Raw genomic sequence first — 17,561 nt, 5'->3', positions numbered from 1 at the left:
TTTTTGAAGCAATCTGAAGCTGCAATCAATCCTGCCTTTCGAATTGTGGCATTGCAACGACACTTCCGCGCCAGTGGGCGGAATTCACAAGACCCCGGTTTTCACCAGCCCGACCGCCCGCCGCGTGCCCTCCGCAATGGCGGCTGCCCAGTCACCGGCCTGCGTCTGATAGACGAGTTGCAGGCTTGGGTACCACAGGCTGGGGCTTTCCCCGCCCCAATACCAGTGGCGGCCACCGCCAACGGGCGCCAGCACCACGGCGGGCTTGCCCAGCGCGCCCGCCAGATGCGCCGTGACGGTGGAGGTGGTCAGCACCGCATCGCAGAGATCGATGAGGGCGAGGAGCCCGTCGATGTCATTGAACACGTCGAGCCCTTCGGCCTGATGCACGCTCACCCCCAGTGCGGCGCGCACCTCGGCGATTTCATCCTCCACCTCGCCATACTGCAGGTTCACGAAACTCATGCCGGGGGTGGCGAGCAGCGGGGCGAGGTCGATCAGGCGCAGGCTCTTTTTCGCGCCCAGTTTCTTGTTGGCGCTCTTCCACGACAGGCCGCACACCGGCCGCCTTGCGAGGAACGGATTGTCCAGCCGCAGCGCATCGCGCCGCGCCGCATCGGCCCTCAGGAACGGCATGCGCCGCGCGGCAATCCGGCCCGCATCCAGCTGCAGCAGGTGGCCGAGGTCGCCCATCGGCGCCTGTGCCGCGAAGGGGCCTGCGATGGTTTCGGACATGTCCTTCCGGTCCAGCAGCCGCAGCTGCGGCAAGGCGCGTGACAAGGCCGGGTGCAGCCGCCGGTCCGCCGACAGGGCGAGGCTGATGGACGGGTCGATCAGCGGCAGCAGCGTGGCGAAAAACACCTCATCCCCCAGGCCCTGTTCGCCCCAGAGCAGAAGCCCGCCCGCGACTGTGCCTCCGTCCCATGCGGGAATAGCCGTCTGCGGCTTCGTCGCCTTGTCCTGCTCGGCGGCCCAGCGCTGCATGTAGCCCGCAAAGCCCCGCGCGAAATCGCGCTTGCGCAGCAGCAGCAGCGAAGCATTGTAATGCGCAGAGGCGAAGCCCGGCTTGAGGCTGATCGCCCGCTCATAGCTCGCCATCGCCTCGTCCAGCCTTTCGAGATCGGCCAGCGTATTGCCGCGCGCGCACCAGGCATCGGCGGAACCGGGCTTCAGCGCCACGGCCTTCTCGTGGTCCGCCAGCGCTTCCGCCATGCGGCCCATCTCCTCCAGCGCGCCGGCGCGGTTGGAGCAGGCCTCGGCATAGCCGGGCTTCAGGCTGATGGCCCGGTCGAAGCTCTCCAGCGCCTCCGCGAAGCGGCCCAGCTCCTTCAGCGCATTGCCGCGGTTGTTGTGGCCCTCGGCATAGTCAGGCCTGAGCCGCAGCGCCCGGTCGTGGCTTTCCAGCGCCTCGGCGTGGCGGCCCAGCCTCGCCAGGACATTGCCGCGGTTGCTGTGGGCTTCGGCATAATCGGGTTTCAGCTGAAGGGCGCGGTCGTTGCTCGCCAGCGCCTCGCCATAGCGGCGCAGTTCCTTCAGCACATTGCCCCGGTTGGCATGGGCCTCGGCATAGCCGGGCCTCAGGCCGATCGCCCGGTCATAGCACGCCAGCGCCTCCGCGAGGCGGCCCTCCTCCTTGAGCAGGATGCCCATGTTGTTGTGGGCCTCGGCAAGGCGCGGCGCCAGGCGCAGCGCCTCATCGAAACTGGCCATGGCCTCCGCCCCGCGGCCCAGCTCCTTCAGCGCGTTGCCCCGCTCGAAGTGATAAAGCGGGTCGGCGGCGCCAAGCGCCAGGGCGCGGTCGAAGGCCGCCAACGCCTCCTCCGGCTGGCCGAGGCTCAGCAGCGCATGGCCGAGATTGTAATGCGCCTCGGCAAAATCGCTCCGGACACCGATCGCCTCCCGGATGAGATCCGCCCCCTCCGCCAGCGCGCCGGACTGGACGAGGACGAGGCCAAGCAGATGCAGACTGTCGAAGTGCCGGGGGTCCTTCCTCAGCACCTGCGCATAAAGCCCCCGCGCACCCGCGAGGTCACCCCGCTGGTGAAGCGCGAGCGCTTTGCGGAACATGTCGTGGCCGGAAGACGTCATCTCATCCGTCACCAATCCGGCATAAAGCTGCGGAAGATGTCAGAGCTCATAGCCGAGCGATCTCGCGACCAGCGGATGCACCATGCCGCGGATCCATGCCCTGTCCTCCTCCGTCAGCAGGAAGCGCTCGCCCTTGCGCTCCGTCGGCACATGCGGGCCGACCCGTTCGGCCGGAAGCGTGATAGGGCCCGAGGTCTTGCGGCGCAGACCGAAGCGCTCCGCAATGCGGGCGATCACGTCATGGGTGGATCGGTCAACGTCCTCGTAGCGCACGAACTGGCAGCGCGGCCGCACCGCCGTCCAGCTCAGCCAGGAGAAGTAGAAATGGTTCCAGTAGTCGGTGGGGCAGCGGAACCAGTATTTCGGGCGGGCCAGATCGCCGCCGCTCACGTCGAAGACCTGCAGTTCCCTGCGCGCGAAGGCCGAGACATCGGGGCCCGAATCGAGGTTCGGCCGCCGGTGAAGCCAGAACGGGTAAAGCGATTCATGAAAGGCATAGGGCGACTTCGCCATCACCACCACTGGCACGTCGGGCGGCACCGGGCACTGGATGCCGGTGGGCGGAACGCCATGCTTCCAGAACCATTCGTTGAAGGTCACCTCGACGTCGAAATGCGCCTCGAGGCAGGACTGCATGGCATTGGTGCCGGAGCGGAACGCGCCCACCACGAGAACCTTCCGTCGGCTGCCCGCCGCTGGAGTGGGAGCCGCAGCCGCGCCGGTAATGGCGCGGAACAGCTGGGGCTGCCGGGCCACCACGCTGTCGAGCACTGTCTCCTCGTCATTGGGGTAGTCCTCCCCGAGGCTCGCCGCGAAGGCCTTGCCATAGGCGGCGTGGAGTGCGTCGATGGCGGCGCGGTCGCCGAGCAGGAAGCTGGCGTTGAGCGCCAGCTCGCGTCCGTTCTTGCGCATGACATTCGGATAATGGCGGATGACGCCGGGGATCGCCTCGATCTCCCGGAAGTCCCAGCCCGCCCGCTGCCGGTTGAAGCGCGAAATCGAGGCATCGGCCCAGGCGAAGTGCAGGCTGCCAAAGGGGTTCTCCACCGCCGCATTGTGCAGCAGGCCGATCTTGCTGTGCCAGATGCAGAACACGCGCTTGAACGTGTCCTCGCCCGACTGCCGCAGGTCCCTCCAATAGTGGATCAGGCCTTTGTCGCGTTGGAAGTCGGCGGGCGGTGCTGCAAACTTCGCGCCGAAATTCCGGGCGCGCTGCAGCAGCGCCTCCATCTGCGGCCGCTTGGGCAAGTCGTCGAGCAGCACCTTTTGCAGGTGCAGCCGGATACCGTGTGTTTGGGACAGGCTCTCCACCGAGGACAGAACCTTGTTGTTGCCGCTGATGAAATAGAGGTTCTGCCCGGCCAGCATCTGAAGGCTCAGCGCCAGGTGCTCGGTATAATGATCGAGCGGGCGCTTGGCATTGCCCGGAATGGGCCAATAGGCCATCACATAGGTGCGGGCGGGGTTGGGCTGCGCCATTCAGGGCCTCTCCAAAAGTCACGCTACTGCAGTACGCATGGCGGCGTTCATGGATAACAGGTCATGAGCAGCTGTTCGCGCGCCGCCACGCGGTCAAGCAGCTCGCGGGACTCGATGCGCAGCGCGTCCGCTGCCATCTTGCTCGGGTTGGCGCGTGGCGCGGCAGCAAGGAAGGCGCGTGCCCTGTCCCGGTCGAAATGCTCAGGCAGCGTTTCGGTGCTCAGCCGCAGCAGATCGAAGTTTAGGCTTTCGTTCTTCAGCACATGGTTGATGATCGACTGCTGCATCAGGCTGGACAGCGGCTGTCCCTGTTCCACGCAGCGCCCGATCCTGCCCACAGGGGCCTGCAGGTTGAGCAGCAGGAAGCGGAACGACATGAACCCCATCTCCTCAGCAATCCTGCGGTCATAGTGCGGGTGCAGAAAGACGGCATTCGCCGGATCGAGCAGGAAGTCGGTGAAGGTCTCGAAGGAGGAATAGACCGACAGCATGCCGGCAACCCTGAGATTGACATAGACGCCGCCACGCTGGTCCAGGCCGAAGCGGTAGAGGGAGGAGTAGAGCATCACCGGCTGGCGGACGGTGATGAAATAGATGCTGTCTTCCCGGTAGTCCGCGTCGACCCAGCTGTGCTTTTGGAGGCCCCTCTCGGGATGGATGCAGGCCGCCCTCAGGAACTGCGAGACGAAGTTGCTGCCGGTCTTCTGAAGGTCCAGATAGACGATCTTGCCGAAGTCGTGCATGGGTCCCACTCTCAGCGCCACGCGCGGTATGGCGTTGGCCACGAAGTCCTAAAGGCCAGCATTTCTTTACTGAACCCGCCCGCAAACCGCCAGCCCGATTTCAGCCGGGTCGGCAGCGTCCCGACCGGCAATCGCGATTGCGTCCGCCGCGTCCCTCACCTAGCATCCTTCCTTCATGCCAAGAGAGTTTTGTCGTGATTTCCCATTTTCACCGCACGGTCTTCGTCCACATTCCCAAATGCGGCGGCCAGAGCGTCGAACAGGCCTTCCTCACCGATCTTGGCCTCAGCTGGGAGCTGCGCGCGCCCCTGCTGTTGCGGCCCAATGACGATCCGCGCCTCGGCCCGCCGCGGCTCGCCCATCTGCTGGCGCGGGACTATGCCAGCTACTGTTATCTGAGCCCCGAACTCTTCGCGTCCTATTATTCCTTCGCCGTGCTGCGCGATCCCGCCGCCCGCGCCTTGTCGCTCTACAACTATCTCCGCATCGCCGGCCCTGACCAGCGGCCCATCGATGTCGACACATTCCTGTTCAAGTGGCTGGCGCGCCAGTTGGCGTGCGGCAACGCTGGCCCCGAACAGCAGAATGCGGCGAGCAACCATTTCCACTTCGTCCGCCCGCAAGTCGATTTCGTGACCGCACCCGATGGCGGGGTCATGGTGAAGGACCTGTTCATGCTCGAACGGCTCAAGAACCGGTTTCCGGAGATCCAGGCCAAGGCCAGTTTGAAAAGCCCGCTCCAACACCGCAACAAATCGGCGCAACTCATCACCCCCAACGATCTCGCGCCGAGGCATCTCGACTTCATCCGTGAGGTCTATGCAGCAGATTACGCCTTCATCGCATCGTTCGGTGGCGGACCCGCGTCATAGCCGAAGGCCTTGCAGTCCTCGGCATAGACGTCGCGGATCAGCGCGATGTCGGCGGCGGTCGGCTCCACCTTGCGCGCCGATGATGTGTTCACCATCGGCAGCCTCAGTTCGCCCTGCGGCTTGAAGCCGACATCCTCCAGCACCTGGCGGATGATTGTCTCGAGCCCGGCCTCGTACCTGAAAATCTTCGTCACCTTGGCGCCCACGAAGCGCACCTGCGGCTTGAAATGCCCGGCGGCGACGTTTTCGTCGCGGCGGTATTCGGCGAACATGAGGCGCAGAAAGCTTCCGAAATCCATCTTCGCTATCGTCTCCGCCTGGGTGGATTTCTCGGCCGCCCACTTATACTGCGACACCATCCGCCTCACCGGATCGCGCACGATGGCGAAGCTGTAAAGACGATCGAGCTCGAACAGGCGGCTCAGCACCTCATAGTCGTAATGCGCCGGAGGCACCTTGATGTAGGGCCGCACCGGCGCATAGGCGGGCGGATCGAAATAGCCGGCAAGGCCCACGCCGCGGAAAAAAGTCTCAATTGCCGTGCCCCCCGTCTTGGGCACGTGGATGAACAGGAAGGTCCTTTCGAACGGGTCCTTGCGGTACTGGTAGAGCGGCATTCCGGCGCTTCCGTTGTGTCACCGGCACGTCTAGAGCACAAGACGCGCCGCGTCGAGGCCGCGGATCAGGGGGCAGGCCTCGGCCAGCGCCGCGTCCCACCCGCCGATGCGCTGCTGGTGGACGAGGGTGAGGCTCGGATACCACAGGCTCTGCCGCTCGCCGCCCCAGTACCACAGGCGGCCACTGCCAACGGGGGCCAGCACCACGCCCTGTTTCGCCAGCGCGCCCGCCAGATGCGCCGTGACGTTGGAGGTGGTCAGCACCGTATCGCAGAGATCGATGAGGGCGAGGAGCCCGTCGATGTCATTGAACACGTCGAGTCCTTCGGCCCGATGCACGCTCACGCCCAGTGCCGCGCGCACCTCGGCAATCTCATCCTCCACCTCGCCATACTGCAGGTTCACGAAACTCATGCCGGGGGTGGCGATGAGCGGGGCGAGGTCAATCAGGCGCAGGCTCTTTTTCGGGCCTATCTTCTTGTTGGCGCTCTTCCACGACAGGCCGCAGACCGGCCGCCTGACGAGAACCGGGTTATCGGCGAGCAGCTGCCGCCGCCGCTCCGGCGAGGCGATGAGATAGGGCATGCGCCGCCGGGCGCGCGCCGCGGCATCCACGCCGAGCAGGTGCCCGAGATCGCCCAGCGGGGCCTGCGCGGCGAAATCGCCGGCAATCTCCTCGCGCATCTCCGCGCGGTCGCACAGCGACAGGCCCGGGAAGGACCGGCGGAAGATCGGGTGGAGCCTCCGGTCCGCCGCCACGGTGATGGCGGACAGGCCCGGATCGAGCAGCGACAGCAGCGAGGCATAAAAGACCTCGTCGCCGACCCCCTGCTCGCCCCACAGCAGCAGTGGCCCGCCGGGCGCGCTGCCGTCCCAGCCGGGTATTGCGCTGCGCGGCCTTTGCCCCAACAAGTCCGGCGTGTTCCAGCGGGTGCGGTAGAGCGCGAAGCCAAGCGCCAGGTCCTGCGACTCGAGGGCCAAAATCGATTTGTTGTAGCGCATCGCGTCCGCGCCGGGGCTGAGCGCGATGGCGCGGTCGAAACTCGCATGCGCCTCGTCGAGCCGGCCCAGCTCGCGCAGCACGTTGCCGCGGTTGGAATAGGCCTCGGCATAGTCCGGCCGGAGCGCGATGGCCCGGTCGAAACAGGCCAGCGACTCCTCCAGGCGGTTCATCTCCTTCAGCGCGCCGCCGCGGTTGACATGGAATTCGGCGGCCTGCGGCTGCAGCGCCACGGCCCTGTCGTGAGCGGCCAGCGCCGCCTCGAAGCGCATCAGCTCGGCCAGCACATTGCCGCGGTTGCTGTGGGCCTCGGCGAAATCGGGGTTGAGCGCGATGGCGCGGTCAAGGCTGTCCAGCGCCTCGTCCATCCGGCCCAGCTCCTTCAGCGCGGTGCCGCGGTTGCCGTGCGATTCGGCATGGCCGGGATTGCTGGCGATGGCCCGGTCATAGGCCGCCAACGCCTCCCCGGGCCGCCCCTGCTCGCGGAGCAGCTTGCCGAGATTGTACTGCGCCTCGGCGGAGCCTGGCTCGAGGGCGGCGGCGCGGCGGATCCACTCCTCCGCCTCCGCGGGGCGCCCCAGGGCGGCCAGGGCGATGCCGCGGCCCATCTGCGCCTGAAAGAAGCGCGGCGCCACCGCCAGCGTGCGGTCATAGCCGGCGATCGCCGCCGCCGTCTCGCCCTGTTCCATCAGCGCGTTGGCGCGGTTGCAATGGGCTTCGGCGAAATCGGGCTTGAGCGCGATGGCGCGGTCATAATCGGCGATGGCCTCGTCGCGCCGGCCCAGCGCCGCCAGCGCATCGCCGCGGTTGGAATAGGCCGGCGCGAAGGAGGCGGCGCGGCGGATCGCCTCGCCGAAGCTTGCCACCGCCTCCGCGCCGCGCCCCAGCCGGCGCAACGCGAGGCCGCGGTTGTTCCACGCCATGAGCATGGACGGGTCGAGCCTGAGCGCCGCGTCATAGCGTTCGAGGGCGGCGGCAGGCCTGCCGAGGTCCTGGAGGCAGTTGCCGAGGTTGTAATGCGCCTCGCGCGATTTCGGATTGAGCTTCACCGCCTTGCCGAGGGCCTCCGCCGCCTCGTCCAGGCGGCCGAGCGCGCGCAGGATCATGCCATGGGTGTTGAAGGCCCCGTCCATGTCGCGCCGCACGCTCAGCGCCTTTTCGATGTGCGCCAGCGCGGTGTCGGGCTCGCCGCGGCGCAAGCCCGCCAGCGCCACGATGTGCAAGGCATCGAAATTGCGCGGCTCCGCCAGCAGGACCGTCCGCGCCACGCCAATGGCGCCGGCAAAGTCGCCCGCCTCGAGCAGCCCCACCGCCCGGCGCAGCCTGATGAGCGTGTTGGACATCAGCGGATAAGCCTATTTTCCCAGGCCTTCCTCGGCGCGGCCGAGCGCCCCGTGCCAGAGCTCCGCCATGTCCGTGTCGCGGTAGCCGGCGAAGCATGGCGTGCCGAGCGTATAATGCACCAGCTTGGCCGCCGGATTGGCGTCATACTCGATGGCGAGCCAGTTCCATTCCTTCGGGATCTCGCCGATCAGCCCGTCGCCGAGCCAGGTGAAGCGGTGAAGATAAGCGCCGTCCTTGCTCTCGACGAAGCCGGGGTCGAGCTGGCGGTTGGCGGGATGCGCGCAGTTCCACAGGATGACGCTGGACCAGTTCTTGCGCGGATAATTCTCGTTCCTGTTGCCGAGATACTTGGTCGCGGCCTTGGTCTTGTAGTCGTGCTTGGCCACCATCACCGCTTTCGAAGGGTCGCGCAGCCGCCACAGCCCGGCGATGTCGGCGTTGCACACCATGTCGCCGTCGGCGAAGATCGCCCAGCCCTGATAGCCCATCAGATAGGGCGTCAGGAAACGCGTATAGATGAACACATTGCTGCCGTCGCGGTGGCGCTCGGTGTAGCCCGCGATGGCCTGCGGATTGAGCGGCATGAACTGCACCGGCAGGCTCGCCTTCTCGATCACGCTCTGGCAGAACACGTGATAGGCAATGGCCTCGCGCTGGTCGAAGCCGACGATGAGATTGACGCGCTCTGTCATGGACTGTCCTTTATCGCCGTGGCGGCCATGCGGATGGCGGCCTGCCATTGCCCGGCCCTGTCCTGGGCGATGCGCCGCAGGCTGGGATACCATAGGTCGTTGGGTCCGCCCTGCCAATACCACAGGCAGCCCTTGCCGGAAGGCGCCAGCACCACGCCCCGTTTCGCCAGCGCGCCCGCCAGATGCGCCGTGACGTTGGAGGTGGTCAGCACCGCATCGCAGAGATCGACGAGGGCGAGGAGCCCGTCGATGTCATTGAACACGTCGAGCCCTTCGCCCTGATGCACGCTCACGCCCAGTGCGGCGCGCACCTCGGCGATCTCATCCTCCACCTCGCCATACTGCAGGTTCACGAAACTCATGCCGGGGGTGGCGATGAGCGGGGCGAGGTCGATCAGGCGCAGGCTCTTTTCGGCGCCGAACTTCTTGTTGGCGCTCTTCCACGACAGGCCGCACACCGGCCGCCTGGCGAGGAACGGATTGTCCAGCCGCAGCCCATCGCGCCGCGCCGCGTCGGCCCTCAGGAACGGCATGCGCCGCGCCGCAATCCGCGCCGCATCGGCGTGCAGCAGGTGGCCGAGGTCGCCCAGCGCCGCCTGCGCGGTGAAATGCCCTTCGGGCGGCAGCGCGCCATCGATGACCCGCACCTGCGGAAACGAGCGCCGGAAAATGGCGAGGAGCCGCCGGTCCACCGCCAGCGTGGCACTGAGCCCCTCCGGCAGCAGTGACAGCAGCGAGGCATGGAGGATTTCGTCGCCGATCCCCTGTTCGCCCCACAGCAACACGGGGCCGTCCGCGCGGCCGTCCCACGCGGGCAGCGCAAGCGGCGGCCTGGCGCTGGAGAAGGCCGGGCTCTTCCAGCGCCAATGATAAAGGCCGAAACCCTCGCCGAAGCGCCCCAGACCAAGCAGCAGCTGGGCCTTGTTGTGCTGCGCCTCGGCATAATCGGGGCGCAGCCGCAGCGCCGCGTCAAAGCTCTCCAGCGCCGCGTCGGAACGCCCCATCTCAGCCAGCGCATTGGCCCGGTTGTAATGCGCTTCCGCATAGGCCGGGCGCAAAGCGATGGCCCGGTCATGGCAGGCCAGCGCCTCCTCCAGCCTGCCCAGCTCCTTCAGCGCATTGCCGCGGTTGCTGTGCGCCTCCGCATAGCGCGGGCGGAGCCTGAGCGCCGCATCGTAGTCCGCCAGCGCCTCATCCGGCCGGCCCCCGTCCCTGAGCGCGATGCCGCGGTTGTTGTGCGCTTCCGCCAGCCGCGGGTCCAGCCGCAGCGCAACGTCATAGGCGGCAATTGCCTCCTCGCCGCGCTTCAGGTCCTTCAGCGCATTCCCGGCCTCAAGGTGACACTGCGCGTCACCGGGCTTGAGGGCCAGCGCCTGGCGCAGGCTCTCCAGCGCCTCGGCGGGCCGCCCCAGCGTCAGCAGCGCATTGCCGAGATTGTAATGCGCCTCGGCGAAGCCCGGCCGCAGCGCGATGGCGCGGCGGATCAGCTCGACGCCCTTCGCCGCCTCGCCCGACTGGACGAGGGCGAGGCCCATCAGGTGCAGGCTGTCGAAGTGCCGCGGGTCCAGCGCCAGCACCTGCGCATAGAGCGCCTGTGCCGGGGCAAGCACGCCGCCCTGATGCAGCGCCAGGGCCTTGCGGAAGATGTCGTTCGGCGCGGCCACGTTGTTGGCTTCGGTCCTTCATGCGGCGGTGTTGCGGAGTTCTTTACCATCCCCCGACGAACAGCGTCTAAAGCATTTTCAGGTCAAGTGGACACCGGTTGACCGTCGAAAATGCGACCAAACATAGAGATAGCGCCTGTACCGTTCAGGCGGAACCGCCTGGGCGGAACATGCGCCAGATCAGAAGCCTGAGCATGATCTTATCGCAAAAGTGGGGTCCGCTTTTGCGGATCGTGCTTCAGCCGCCAAGCGCGATGGTGAGCGCCACCAGCGCCGCGCCGAGGATCACCATGGCGCCCGCCGTCCACCACGGGGAAAAGCCCGAGGCCCGCCCATAGGCATGGCCGATCAGCGCCAGCATGGCGAGGCCGATGGCGTTCGACACCCGCATCGCCGACGCGAGGTCGGACATGAACACGAACGGCAGGATCACCGGAAAGGTGGAGGCGACCACGATCAGGAACACGCTGAAAGCGCCGCGCAGGTCGTCGCGCGCCACCGGCGGCGCTGTCGATTCGAGCGGCAGCTCCGCGATGCGCTGGCGGATGCGGTCCGTCATCTCGTCCGTCAGCTCGCCGCTCACCAGCGGCGGCAGGTTGTCGCGGATCAGGGCGCGCGCCTCGGCATGGCTGCGCGCCCGCTTCACCGCCAGCACCGTTTTGCGGTCGCCGCCGCGGCCGTTCAGCCGCGCCATCACGAACATGATGGCGTCGATCAGTCCCCAGGCGATGTTGCAGCCGAACGCCGCGATCAGCATCACCCGCACCTCGCCGCGGTCCGCCGTGGCAACGCTCAGCGATCCGGTGAAGCTCATCACCATGATCAGGCCGAACAGGATTTCGGCCAGCCGCTCGCCGGGTTCGAGCACGGGGTTGCGGGGCGGCGGGGCGGCTTCAGGCATCGCCGGGAGCCTCACACGGGCGGCATGACATAGAGCGTCACCGCGAAGATCGCATAGATCATCAGCATCAGCAGGCCGAGAAACCACGCGGCATGGCCGCCCGCCGTGGTCAGCGCCGCGGTGAGCGTGGCGACGAGGATCATCACCACCGCGCCGGGCCAGAACTGCAACGACATGGGAGAGGGGCCAAGCACATGGCTGAGCAGCACCAGCACCGGGGCCACGAACAGCGCGATCTGCGCGGCGCTGCCGAAGGAAATGCCGAGGCTGAGGTCGAGCCGGTTCTTGCGCGCCGCGCTGAAGGCGGCCGTCATCTCGGCCGCCGCGCCGACAATCGCCACCACCACGAAACCCACGAAGGCCGGCGACAGGCCAAGTTCCGCCGACGCGCCGGTCAGCGAGGCGACGAACACCTCGCTCACCAGCGCCACCGCGACCGTGGCCCCGAGCAGCACGCCGATGGCGGGCCCCAGCGGCCACGCCCCGCCCTCTTCCGCCTCATGCGCGGCGGCGGAAAAATAGGCGCGGTGCGTGCCGAGCGTGAACACCAGGCTGAAGCCATAGGTCGCCAGCAGGATGACCGCGATGGCGGGGCTGAGCGCGGGCGGCAGCGTCTGCTGGTCCATGCCGGCGAGCGCGGAGGGCGCCATCATGCCGAAAGCGGCGAGAAACAGCAGCCCCACCTGCAGCCGCGTGCTCGCGCTGTTGAAATCCTGCACATGGTGGCGCAGCCCGCCGAGCAGAAAGCACATGCCGGTCATGAACAGCGCGTTGGCGACGATGGCGCCGGCGATCGTCGCCTTCACCAGCAGATATTCGCCCGCCCGCAAAGCGGCGAGCGCGATCAGCAGTTCGGTGAGGTTGCCCAGCGTGGCGTTGAGCAGCCCTCCGATGGCGTCGCCGGTGCGCGCCGCCACCTGTTCGGTGGCAAGGCTCAGCAGTGCGGCCAGCGGCACGATGGCGAGAATGGCGAGAAGAAAGGTCAGCGTATGGGCAGAGGGTGCCGTGGCTTCCGCGATGAGCGGGGCTGGAACCGCCGGCAGAAGCCACAGCACCCGGTTGCCGCGAACGGCCTTCAGCAGAGTGCCCATGTGCTTTCCTTCCTGACGGTCACCATGGTCTCCGGGCCCAGGCCCCCGCACCGGCGGATGCGTATGGCTGTTGATCCGTCAAGACAGGACGGCATCTCATGGGCCACTCCCTCGCGCGCCGAAAAGCGCGGCAGGTTCAGCATGATGCGCTCCGGCGTCAGGCTCTGGCTCGGCAGGGCGGCTCCGATGCCGGTCAGCATGGCGAAAGTTTTCGACGTGCCCGCATGGGCTTATGTTAGAGTATGATCCGCAAAAGTGGAACCGGTTTTCCGATAAGATCATGCTCAGGCTTTTGATCTGGCGCGTGTTCCGTCCAGGCGGTTCCGCCTGAACGGAACATGCGCCGAAGGCAAGACGGCCGCCCGGGCGGCCGCCTCGCTTGATTGTGCGGGCTTACTTGCTGGCGAGATAGTCGACCGGGATCGGCTCCGAGATCGTCCACTCGTCCACCACACGGGCCTTGCCGTTTTCGACGGCGGTGATCAGGTAGCGGCCCTTGTTCTGGTGATGCAGTTCGGCCGTGAAGGTGCGCGGACCAAAGAGGGTCGGCTCGTCCTTCATCTTCTCGAGTTCGGCCACGACCGCATCGGCGTCGGTCGACTTGGCGCGCTCGACGGCCTTGGCCCAGACGTCGATCATCACATAGCCCGGATAAACATACTGGCTGGACGGATCGGAGCCCGTTGCCGCCTTGTACATGGCGTTGAACTCGTTGACCTTGGGGTTCGGGTCATCGCCATGGACCGAGCCCTGGTCGGGCACGAAGAAGTTCGAGAGATCCGGCGTGGCCGAGAGCCAGTAGCTGCCGGACATGCCGGAGCCGTTGAGGATCATCGACTTGATGCCGGCGGCGCGGATCTGCTTCACGGCCGAAACGCCGCCCGGCATCATGGTGCAGAGCATGATGGCGTCCGGCTCCTGCGGCAGGCTCTTGATGCGGGTGATCTGCGCCGCGATCGAGGCGTCATCGTTCTTGAAGGTGTCCTCGCCAACGAGCCTGGCATCCTTCAGCTTCGGCAATTGCCAGTCGAAGCCGTCGCAGATGCCCTTGTTATACTCGGTCCACGTGTCGAGCAGGCGGTAGAAGGTGCGGGCGTTCTTCTTGTTATAGGCCCATTCCGCCATGGTGGCGCCCTGCACTGCCGCGAGCACCGAGGCCGAGAAGGAATGCGGGCCCACGCCCTGAATGCCGGCCTTGACCGATTCGGCGCAGAGGAAGAAGGAGACCTTGCCCGCGGCTTCCGCGGCGAGCGCCGCCGGCGCGCCGAAGTCATAGTCGCAGGAGACGACCACCAGGTCGGCGCCCTTGTCGATCACCTCGAGGCCGGCCTTGGCGCCCTCGGCGCGGTCGGTCTTGGTGTCGGCGGCGACGATCTCGATCTGCTTGCCGAGCAGGCCGCCGGCCTTGTTGATCTCATCGATGCGGATGCGGGCGGCATCTTCCGCGGGCTTGTCATAAGCCTGCATGAAGCCCGATTGCGCCGTGGCGAAGCCCACGACGATCTTGTCGCCGGCGGCCATGGCCGCCGGCGCCGCGAGCATCAGCGCGCCAAGCGCGGCGCCCAGTCCCAGTTGCAGAAAGCTCTTCATTGACGTCCTCCTTTTGAGTTTATGCAGTCTTCCCATCCGCCGGGGCAGCTGGCCTGCCCTCCGGCGAAAGCTTGCGCGGCGGCCAGACCAGCTCACGGTTCCGCGTGAGGCCGGCGGGCCGGTACATCAGTATCACGATCATGACGGCGCCGATGGCGATTTCCTGCACGCCCAGCGGCAGGGCGAAGCTGGCGCCGCCGATATCCACTCCCTTCTCCATCCAGCGCAGGAGCTGGATGATGATGGAGAGGATGACGACGCCCAGCACCGCGCCCGACAGCGAATTCATGCCGCCGACCACGAGCATCGAGAGCGTGATGAAGGTGAGGCCGAGATAGAAGGTGTCGGGCGTCACGACGCCCACCGAATGGGCAAACAGCGCGCCGCCGAGGCCCATGATGCCGCCCGAAATGGTGAAGGCGACGAGCCGCTCGCGCGGGATGTCGACGCCCGAGGCGGCCGCCGCCGTGGCCTCGTCGCGCGCCGCGCGGAGCGCCAGGCCCGAACGCGAGATCTGGTGGGCATAGGCCACCAGCACCGCCGCGCCGGCGCAGAGGAAATAGGGCCAGACCACGCGCACGATGGGGATGCCGACGACGGAGCTTTGCGCCCCCGTGACGCTGTCCCAGTTGGAATAGACCTGGATGATCACGGCCAGCACCGCGAAGGTGGCGATCGAGGCGGCGATGCCAGAAAGCCGCATCAGCACCTTGCCGGCGACAAAGGCGGCAAGGCCCGCGAAGATCACCGCGGCCAGCAGGCCCCAGCCATAGGCCAGCTTGTTGTCGAGGATGATGTCGGGCAGGCCCTTGAGCTTCGACTTCTTGATGGCTGGCAGCATGGTGAGCCAGGCCGTCATATAGGCGCCGAGGCAGGTGAAGCCGATGTGGCCAAAGCTGATGACGCCGGAATTGCCGATGAAGACATAGAGCCCCACCACCAGCACCACGCGGATGAAGATTTCGATGATGGTCTGGTTGAACGGCCCCGAACCCACCGCCAACGCCGCAAGCTGCAGCGCGGCGAGGATGATGATGAGGATGACCGGCGTGGTCCAGGTGCGGGCGAGGATCGAGGGGCGGCCGGCCATGCTCACACTCTCTGCTTTGCGGCCCTGGAGGCGAACAAACCGTTCGGCCGCCAGATGAGCATGACGATGACCGCGCCATAGACGAAGGCATCGCGGAAGGGCCGCGCGTCCGGCGGCAGGACAACCTGCATGATGACGGTGGCCGCGCCGATGAGATAGCCCGCCAGCACCGCGCCGGGCAGGCTGCCCAGCCCGCCGATGACGGTGGCGACAAAAGCGACCAGCATCAAGTTGGCGCCCATCTGGATATCGACGGTGCCCGTCTGGGTGACGAGGATGAGGCCGACCGCGGCGGCCAGCATGCCGCTGACCGCGAAGGCCAGCATGATGACGCGGTTCGCCCTGACGCCCAGCATGCGCGCCATGGTGAAGTTCTCCGCCGCGGCGCGCATCTCGAGGCCGAAGCGGGTGCGCTTCAGGAAGGCGGTGAGGGCGATGAGGATGACGATGGTGACGCCGATGGTGATGACCTGCAGGGGCGGGATGCGCGCGCCGGCGATCTCGATCTGCCGGGTGAGGTTGGACCACAGGTCGATCGACTTCGGGCGGCTCGAATAGAGCATCAGCAGGAAATATTTGATGACGAAGCCCAGCGCGAAGGAGGCGATCATCATGGTGGCGGGATTGGCGTTGCGGAAGCGGCGGAACACCACGATCTCGGAGAGGACCGACAGCCCCGCCCCCACCGCGAGGATGAAGGGCACGAGAATGACGGTCGGCAGGTTGCCGGCGAAAACGATGGCGGCGGCGTCGATCGACGGCCACAGCATGGCGAAGACGCAGAAGGCGATGTAGTCGCCATGGGCGAAGTTGACGAGCCGCATGACGCCGAAGATCAGCGCGATGCCGAGCGCACCCAGCGCATAGAGGCTGCCGAGGCTCAGCGCATCGAAGAGGATCTGGAGCAGCGCCGTCATCTCAATGCTCCCCATAGCCGAAATAGGCCTGGCGCAGCGCATCGCCCCTGACGAGTTCGCGCGCGTCGCCTTCGAGCGCCACCCCGCCGGAGCGCATCAGCACCATGCGGCCGCCGGTGAGGCTTGCCCGCGTGGCGCTCTGCTCGACGATGAGCAGCGTGAGGCCGCGGCTGTCGCGCAGGCGGACGAGGGTTGCATAGACATCGTCGATAACCTTGGGGGCGAGGCCCAGCGACGGCTCGTCGATGGCGATGAGGCGGGGGCCCGCCATCAGGGCGCGGCCGATCGCCAGCATCTGCTGCTGGCCGCCCGAAAGCACGCCCGCCTGCCGGTCCTTGCGGTCCCTGAGGATGGGAAAGACGGAATAGACCTGCTCCAAATCCTTCGCCGCCTGGTCCTTGTCGGCGCGCATGCCGGCGCCAAGCCGCAGATTCTCCTCGATGGTGAGGCCGCCGAACACGTCGCGGCCTTCCGGCACCATGGAGAAGCCGAGCCGCGCGATATCCTCCGGCGCCCTGCCGGCAATCTGCCGCCCGGCGAACCGGATGAAGCCCTCGCGCGGGGCAACGGCGCCGGCGATGGCCTTGAGCAGCGTCGACTTGCCCGCGCCATTGGGGCCGGTCACGAACAACGTCTCGCCCTCGTCGACCTTGATCGAGGCCTTGCGCAGCGCGGTGAGCTGGCCATAGCGGACGGAGATATTCTCGACGGAGAGAAGGCTCACAGCACCGCTCCTTCCGCTTCGGCCTGGGTGCCCATATAGGCATGGCGCACGCGCTCGGACGCCTTGATCGAGGCGGGCGGCCCGGCCTCGATCACCTCGCCGGAGTCCAGAACATGGATATGGTCGCAGACGGTGAGCACCAGGCCGATATTGTGTTCGATGAGAAGAACGCCGCACTTGACCTCGGCGACAACACGGCGGATCAGCGCTGCGAGATCATTGGCCTCGTCCGCCGACATTCCGGCGGCGGGCTCGTCGAGGAGCAGGTATTTCGGCCCCAGCATCAGCGCGCGGCCGATGGCGGCGCGGCGTTCATCCGTATAGGGAAGCCCGCCCGCGGCGCGCTCGGCCAGGTGCGGGATGCCGATCCACTCCAGCATCCGGTCCGCCTTCCTCGCGGCCTCGCGGCGGGAGAGGCCGAGGCCAACCCCCGTCACCTCCAGATTGTCGAGCACCGAGAGATCGGCAAAGAGCCGGCCCGACTGGAAGGTCCGGGCAATGCCCTTCCGCCGCACCTGGTGGGGCGGAACGCCGCCGATGCTCTCGCCATCGAGGCTCACCGTTCCGCCGGCCGGCTTCTGGAAGCCGGTGAGCACGTTGACGAGCGTGGTCTTGCCCGCGCCATTGGGCCCGATCAGGCCCGTCACCTGCCCGCGCGGCACGTCCAGCGTCACGTTCGAGAGGGCGCGGAGCCCCTCGAAGGAAACGGAAACGTCCGATGCGGACAGCGACTGGACCATGACCCCCGG

The 17,561-nt window shown here is 66.9% G+C and carries 16 protein-coding genes; 1 reads left to right on the top strand and 15 read right to left on the bottom strand.

Annotated features, from left to right (window positions below; translation table 11 throughout):
- Positions 1-84: 84 nt before the first annotated feature.
- Genes IOC69_RS02340 through IOC69_RS02330 form a run of 3 tightly spaced genes read right to left on the bottom strand, consistent with a single transcriptional unit; the run spans position 85 to position 4,352 of the window.
- Positions 85-2,100 carry a tetratricopeptide repeat protein gene (locus tag IOC69_RS02340; RefSeq protein ID WP_290541906.1) on the bottom strand — a complete coding sequence of 672 codons (2,016 nt, stop codon included), beginning with the start codon at positions 2,098-2,100 and terminating at the stop codon, positions 85-87.
- A 27-nt stretch (positions 2,101-2,127) separates the two neighbouring features.
- Positions 2,128-3,567: a hypothetical protein gene (locus tag IOC69_RS02335; protein WP_290541905.1), complete on the bottom strand. Its 1,440-nt coding sequence runs from the start codon at positions 3,565-3,567 to the stop codon at positions 2,128-2,130.
- A gap of 47 nt (positions 3,568-3,614) precedes the next feature.
- On the bottom strand, positions 3,615-4,352 hold the full coding sequence (locus tag IOC69_RS02330; protein WP_290541904.1) for a hypothetical protein: 738 nt from the start codon (positions 4,350-4,352) through the stop codon (positions 3,615-3,617).
- 152 nt (positions 4,353-4,504) lie between these two features.
- Between IOC69_RS02330 and IOC69_RS02325 the strand changes: the two genes are divergently transcribed.
- The gene (locus IOC69_RS02325) at positions 4,505-5,182 is read left to right on the top strand and encodes a sulfotransferase family 2 domain-containing protein (RefSeq protein ID WP_290541903.1); all 678 of its coding nucleotides are present in this window, start codon (positions 4,505-4,507) and stop codon (positions 5,180-5,182) included.
- On the opposite strand, the gene IOC69_RS02320 is transcribed toward IOC69_RS02325, so the two are convergent.
- The 12 genes from IOC69_RS02320 to IOC69_RS02265 all read right to left on the bottom strand — a co-directional run bounded on the left by IOC69_RS02320 (position 5,140) and on the right by IOC69_RS02265 (position 17,552).
- Positions 5,140-5,799 carry a sulfotransferase family 2 domain-containing protein gene (locus IOC69_RS02320; RefSeq protein WP_290541902.1) on the bottom strand — a complete coding sequence of 220 codons (660 nt, stop codon included), beginning with the start codon at positions 5,797-5,799 and terminating at the stop codon, positions 5,140-5,142. The genes IOC69_RS02325 and IOC69_RS02320 overlap by 43 nt on opposite strands.
- Before the next feature lie 30 nt (positions 5,800-5,829).
- Positions 5,830-8,142, bottom strand: a complete 2,313-nt coding sequence (locus tag IOC69_RS02315) for a tetratricopeptide repeat protein (RefSeq protein ID WP_290541901.1) — start codon at positions 8,140-8,142, stop codon at positions 5,830-5,832.
- 12 nt (positions 8,143-8,154) lie between these two features.
- Positions 8,155-8,835, bottom strand: a complete 681-nt coding sequence (locus IOC69_RS02310) for a glycosyltransferase (RefSeq protein ID WP_290541900.1) — start codon at positions 8,833-8,835, stop codon at positions 8,155-8,157.
- The gene (locus tag IOC69_RS02305) at positions 8,832-10,499 is read right to left on the bottom strand and encodes a tetratricopeptide repeat protein (protein WP_290541899.1); all 1,668 of its coding nucleotides are present in this window, start codon (positions 10,497-10,499) and stop codon (positions 8,832-8,834) included. The genes IOC69_RS02310 and IOC69_RS02305 overlap by 4 nt, the downstream gene beginning before the upstream one ends.
- Before the next feature lie 238 nt (positions 10,500-10,737).
- Positions 10,738-11,400: a VIT1/CCC1 transporter family protein gene (locus tag IOC69_RS02300; protein ID WP_290541898.1), complete on the bottom strand. Its 663-nt coding sequence runs from the start codon at positions 11,398-11,400 to the stop codon at positions 10,738-10,740.
- Between the two features lie 11 nt (positions 11,401-11,411).
- Positions 11,412-12,491, bottom strand: a complete 1,080-nt coding sequence (gene cax / locus IOC69_RS02295; protein ID WP_290541897.1) for a calcium/proton exchanger — start codon at positions 12,489-12,491, stop codon at positions 11,412-11,414.
- Entirely contained in the window at positions 12,476-12,691 is a 216-nt protein-coding gene (locus IOC69_RS02290; RefSeq protein ID WP_290541896.1) for a hypothetical protein, read from the bottom strand. The genes cax and IOC69_RS02290 overlap by 16 nt, the downstream gene beginning before the upstream one ends.
- A gap of 193 nt (positions 12,692-12,884) precedes the next feature.
- A complete protein-coding gene (locus tag IOC69_RS02285; RefSeq protein WP_290541895.1) occupies positions 12,885-14,081 on the bottom strand; it encodes an ABC transporter substrate-binding protein in 1,197 nt (398 codons plus the stop codon).
- 19 nt (positions 14,082-14,100) lie between these two features.
- Complete coding sequence (locus IOC69_RS02280) at positions 14,101-15,171, bottom strand: branched-chain amino acid ABC transporter permease (protein ID WP_290541894.1); 1,071 nt, start codon at positions 15,169-15,171, stop codon at positions 14,101-14,103.
- 2 nt (positions 15,172-15,173) lie between these two features.
- Positions 15,174-16,088 (bottom strand): branched-chain amino acid ABC transporter permease, encoded by a 915-nt coding sequence (locus IOC69_RS02275; RefSeq protein WP_290541893.1) that lies wholly within the window; start codon positions 16,086-16,088, stop codon positions 15,174-15,176.
- A gap of 1 nt (position 16,089) precedes the next feature.
- Positions 16,090-16,812, bottom strand: coding sequence for an ABC transporter ATP-binding protein (locus IOC69_RS02270; RefSeq protein WP_290541892.1), 723 nt, complete (start codon positions 16,810-16,812; stop codon positions 16,090-16,092).
- On the bottom strand, positions 16,809-17,552 hold the full coding sequence (locus IOC69_RS02265) for an ABC transporter ATP-binding protein (RefSeq protein ID WP_290541891.1): 744 nt from the start codon (positions 17,550-17,552) through the stop codon (positions 16,809-16,811). Before IOC69_RS02265 ends, IOC69_RS02270 begins: the two co-directional genes overlap by 4 nt.
- Positions 17,553-17,561: the final 9 nt, after the last annotated feature.

Source organism: Aestuariivirga sp. (genome assembly GCF_020252405.1).
GTDB lineage: Bacteria > Pseudomonadota > Alphaproteobacteria > Rhizobiales > Aestuariivirgaceae > Aestuariivirga.
The sequence above is the reverse complement of the archived record's forward strand: the minus strand, read 5'-3'. Positions and strand labels throughout refer to the sequence as shown.

What these genes read in the sequence shown, in the direction of transcription:
- IOC69_RS02335 (WP_290541905.1), bottom strand. Translation starts at nt 3,567, where the DNA reads ATGGCGCAGCCCAACCCCGCCCGCACCTATGTGATGGCCTATTGGCCC.
- cax (WP_290541897.1), bottom strand. Translation starts at nt 12,491, where the DNA reads ATGGGCACTCTGCTGAAGGCCGTTCGCGGCAACCGGGTGCTGTGGCTT.
- IOC69_RS02285 (WP_290541895.1), bottom strand. Translation starts at nt 14,081, where the DNA reads ATGAAGAGCTTTCTGCAACTGGGACTGGGCGCCGCGCTTGGCGCGCTG.
- IOC69_RS02275 (WP_290541893.1), bottom strand. Translation starts at nt 16,088, where the DNA reads ATGACGGCGCTGCTCCAGATCCTCTTCGATGCGCTGAGCCTCGGCAGC.
- IOC69_RS02290 (WP_290541896.1), bottom strand. Translation starts at nt 12,691, where the DNA reads ATGCTGACCGGCATCGGAGCCGCCCTGCCGAGCCAGAGCCTGACGCCG.
- IOC69_RS02265 (WP_290541891.1), bottom strand. Translation starts at nt 17,552, where the DNA reads ATGGTCCAGTCGCTGTCCGCATCGGACGTTTCCGTTTCCTTCGAGGGG.
- IOC69_RS02300 (WP_290541898.1), bottom strand. Translation starts at nt 11,400, where the DNA reads ATGCCTGAAGCCGCCCCGCCGCCCCGCAACCCCGTGCTCGAACCCGGC.
- IOC69_RS02315 (WP_290541901.1), bottom strand. Translation starts at nt 8,142, where the DNA reads ATGTCCAACACGCTCATCAGGCTGCGCCGGGCGGTGGGGCTGCTCGAG.
- IOC69_RS02320 (WP_290541902.1), bottom strand. Translation starts at nt 5,799, where the DNA reads ATGCCGCTCTACCAGTACCGCAAGGACCCGTTCGAAAGGACCTTCCTG.
- IOC69_RS02280 (WP_290541894.1), bottom strand. Translation starts at nt 15,171, where the DNA reads ATGGCCGGCCGCCCCTCGATCCTCGCCCGCACCTGGACCACGCCGGTC.
- IOC69_RS02310 (WP_290541900.1), bottom strand. Translation starts at nt 8,835, where the DNA reads ATGACAGAGCGCGTCAATCTCATCGTCGGCTTCGACCAGCGCGAGGCC.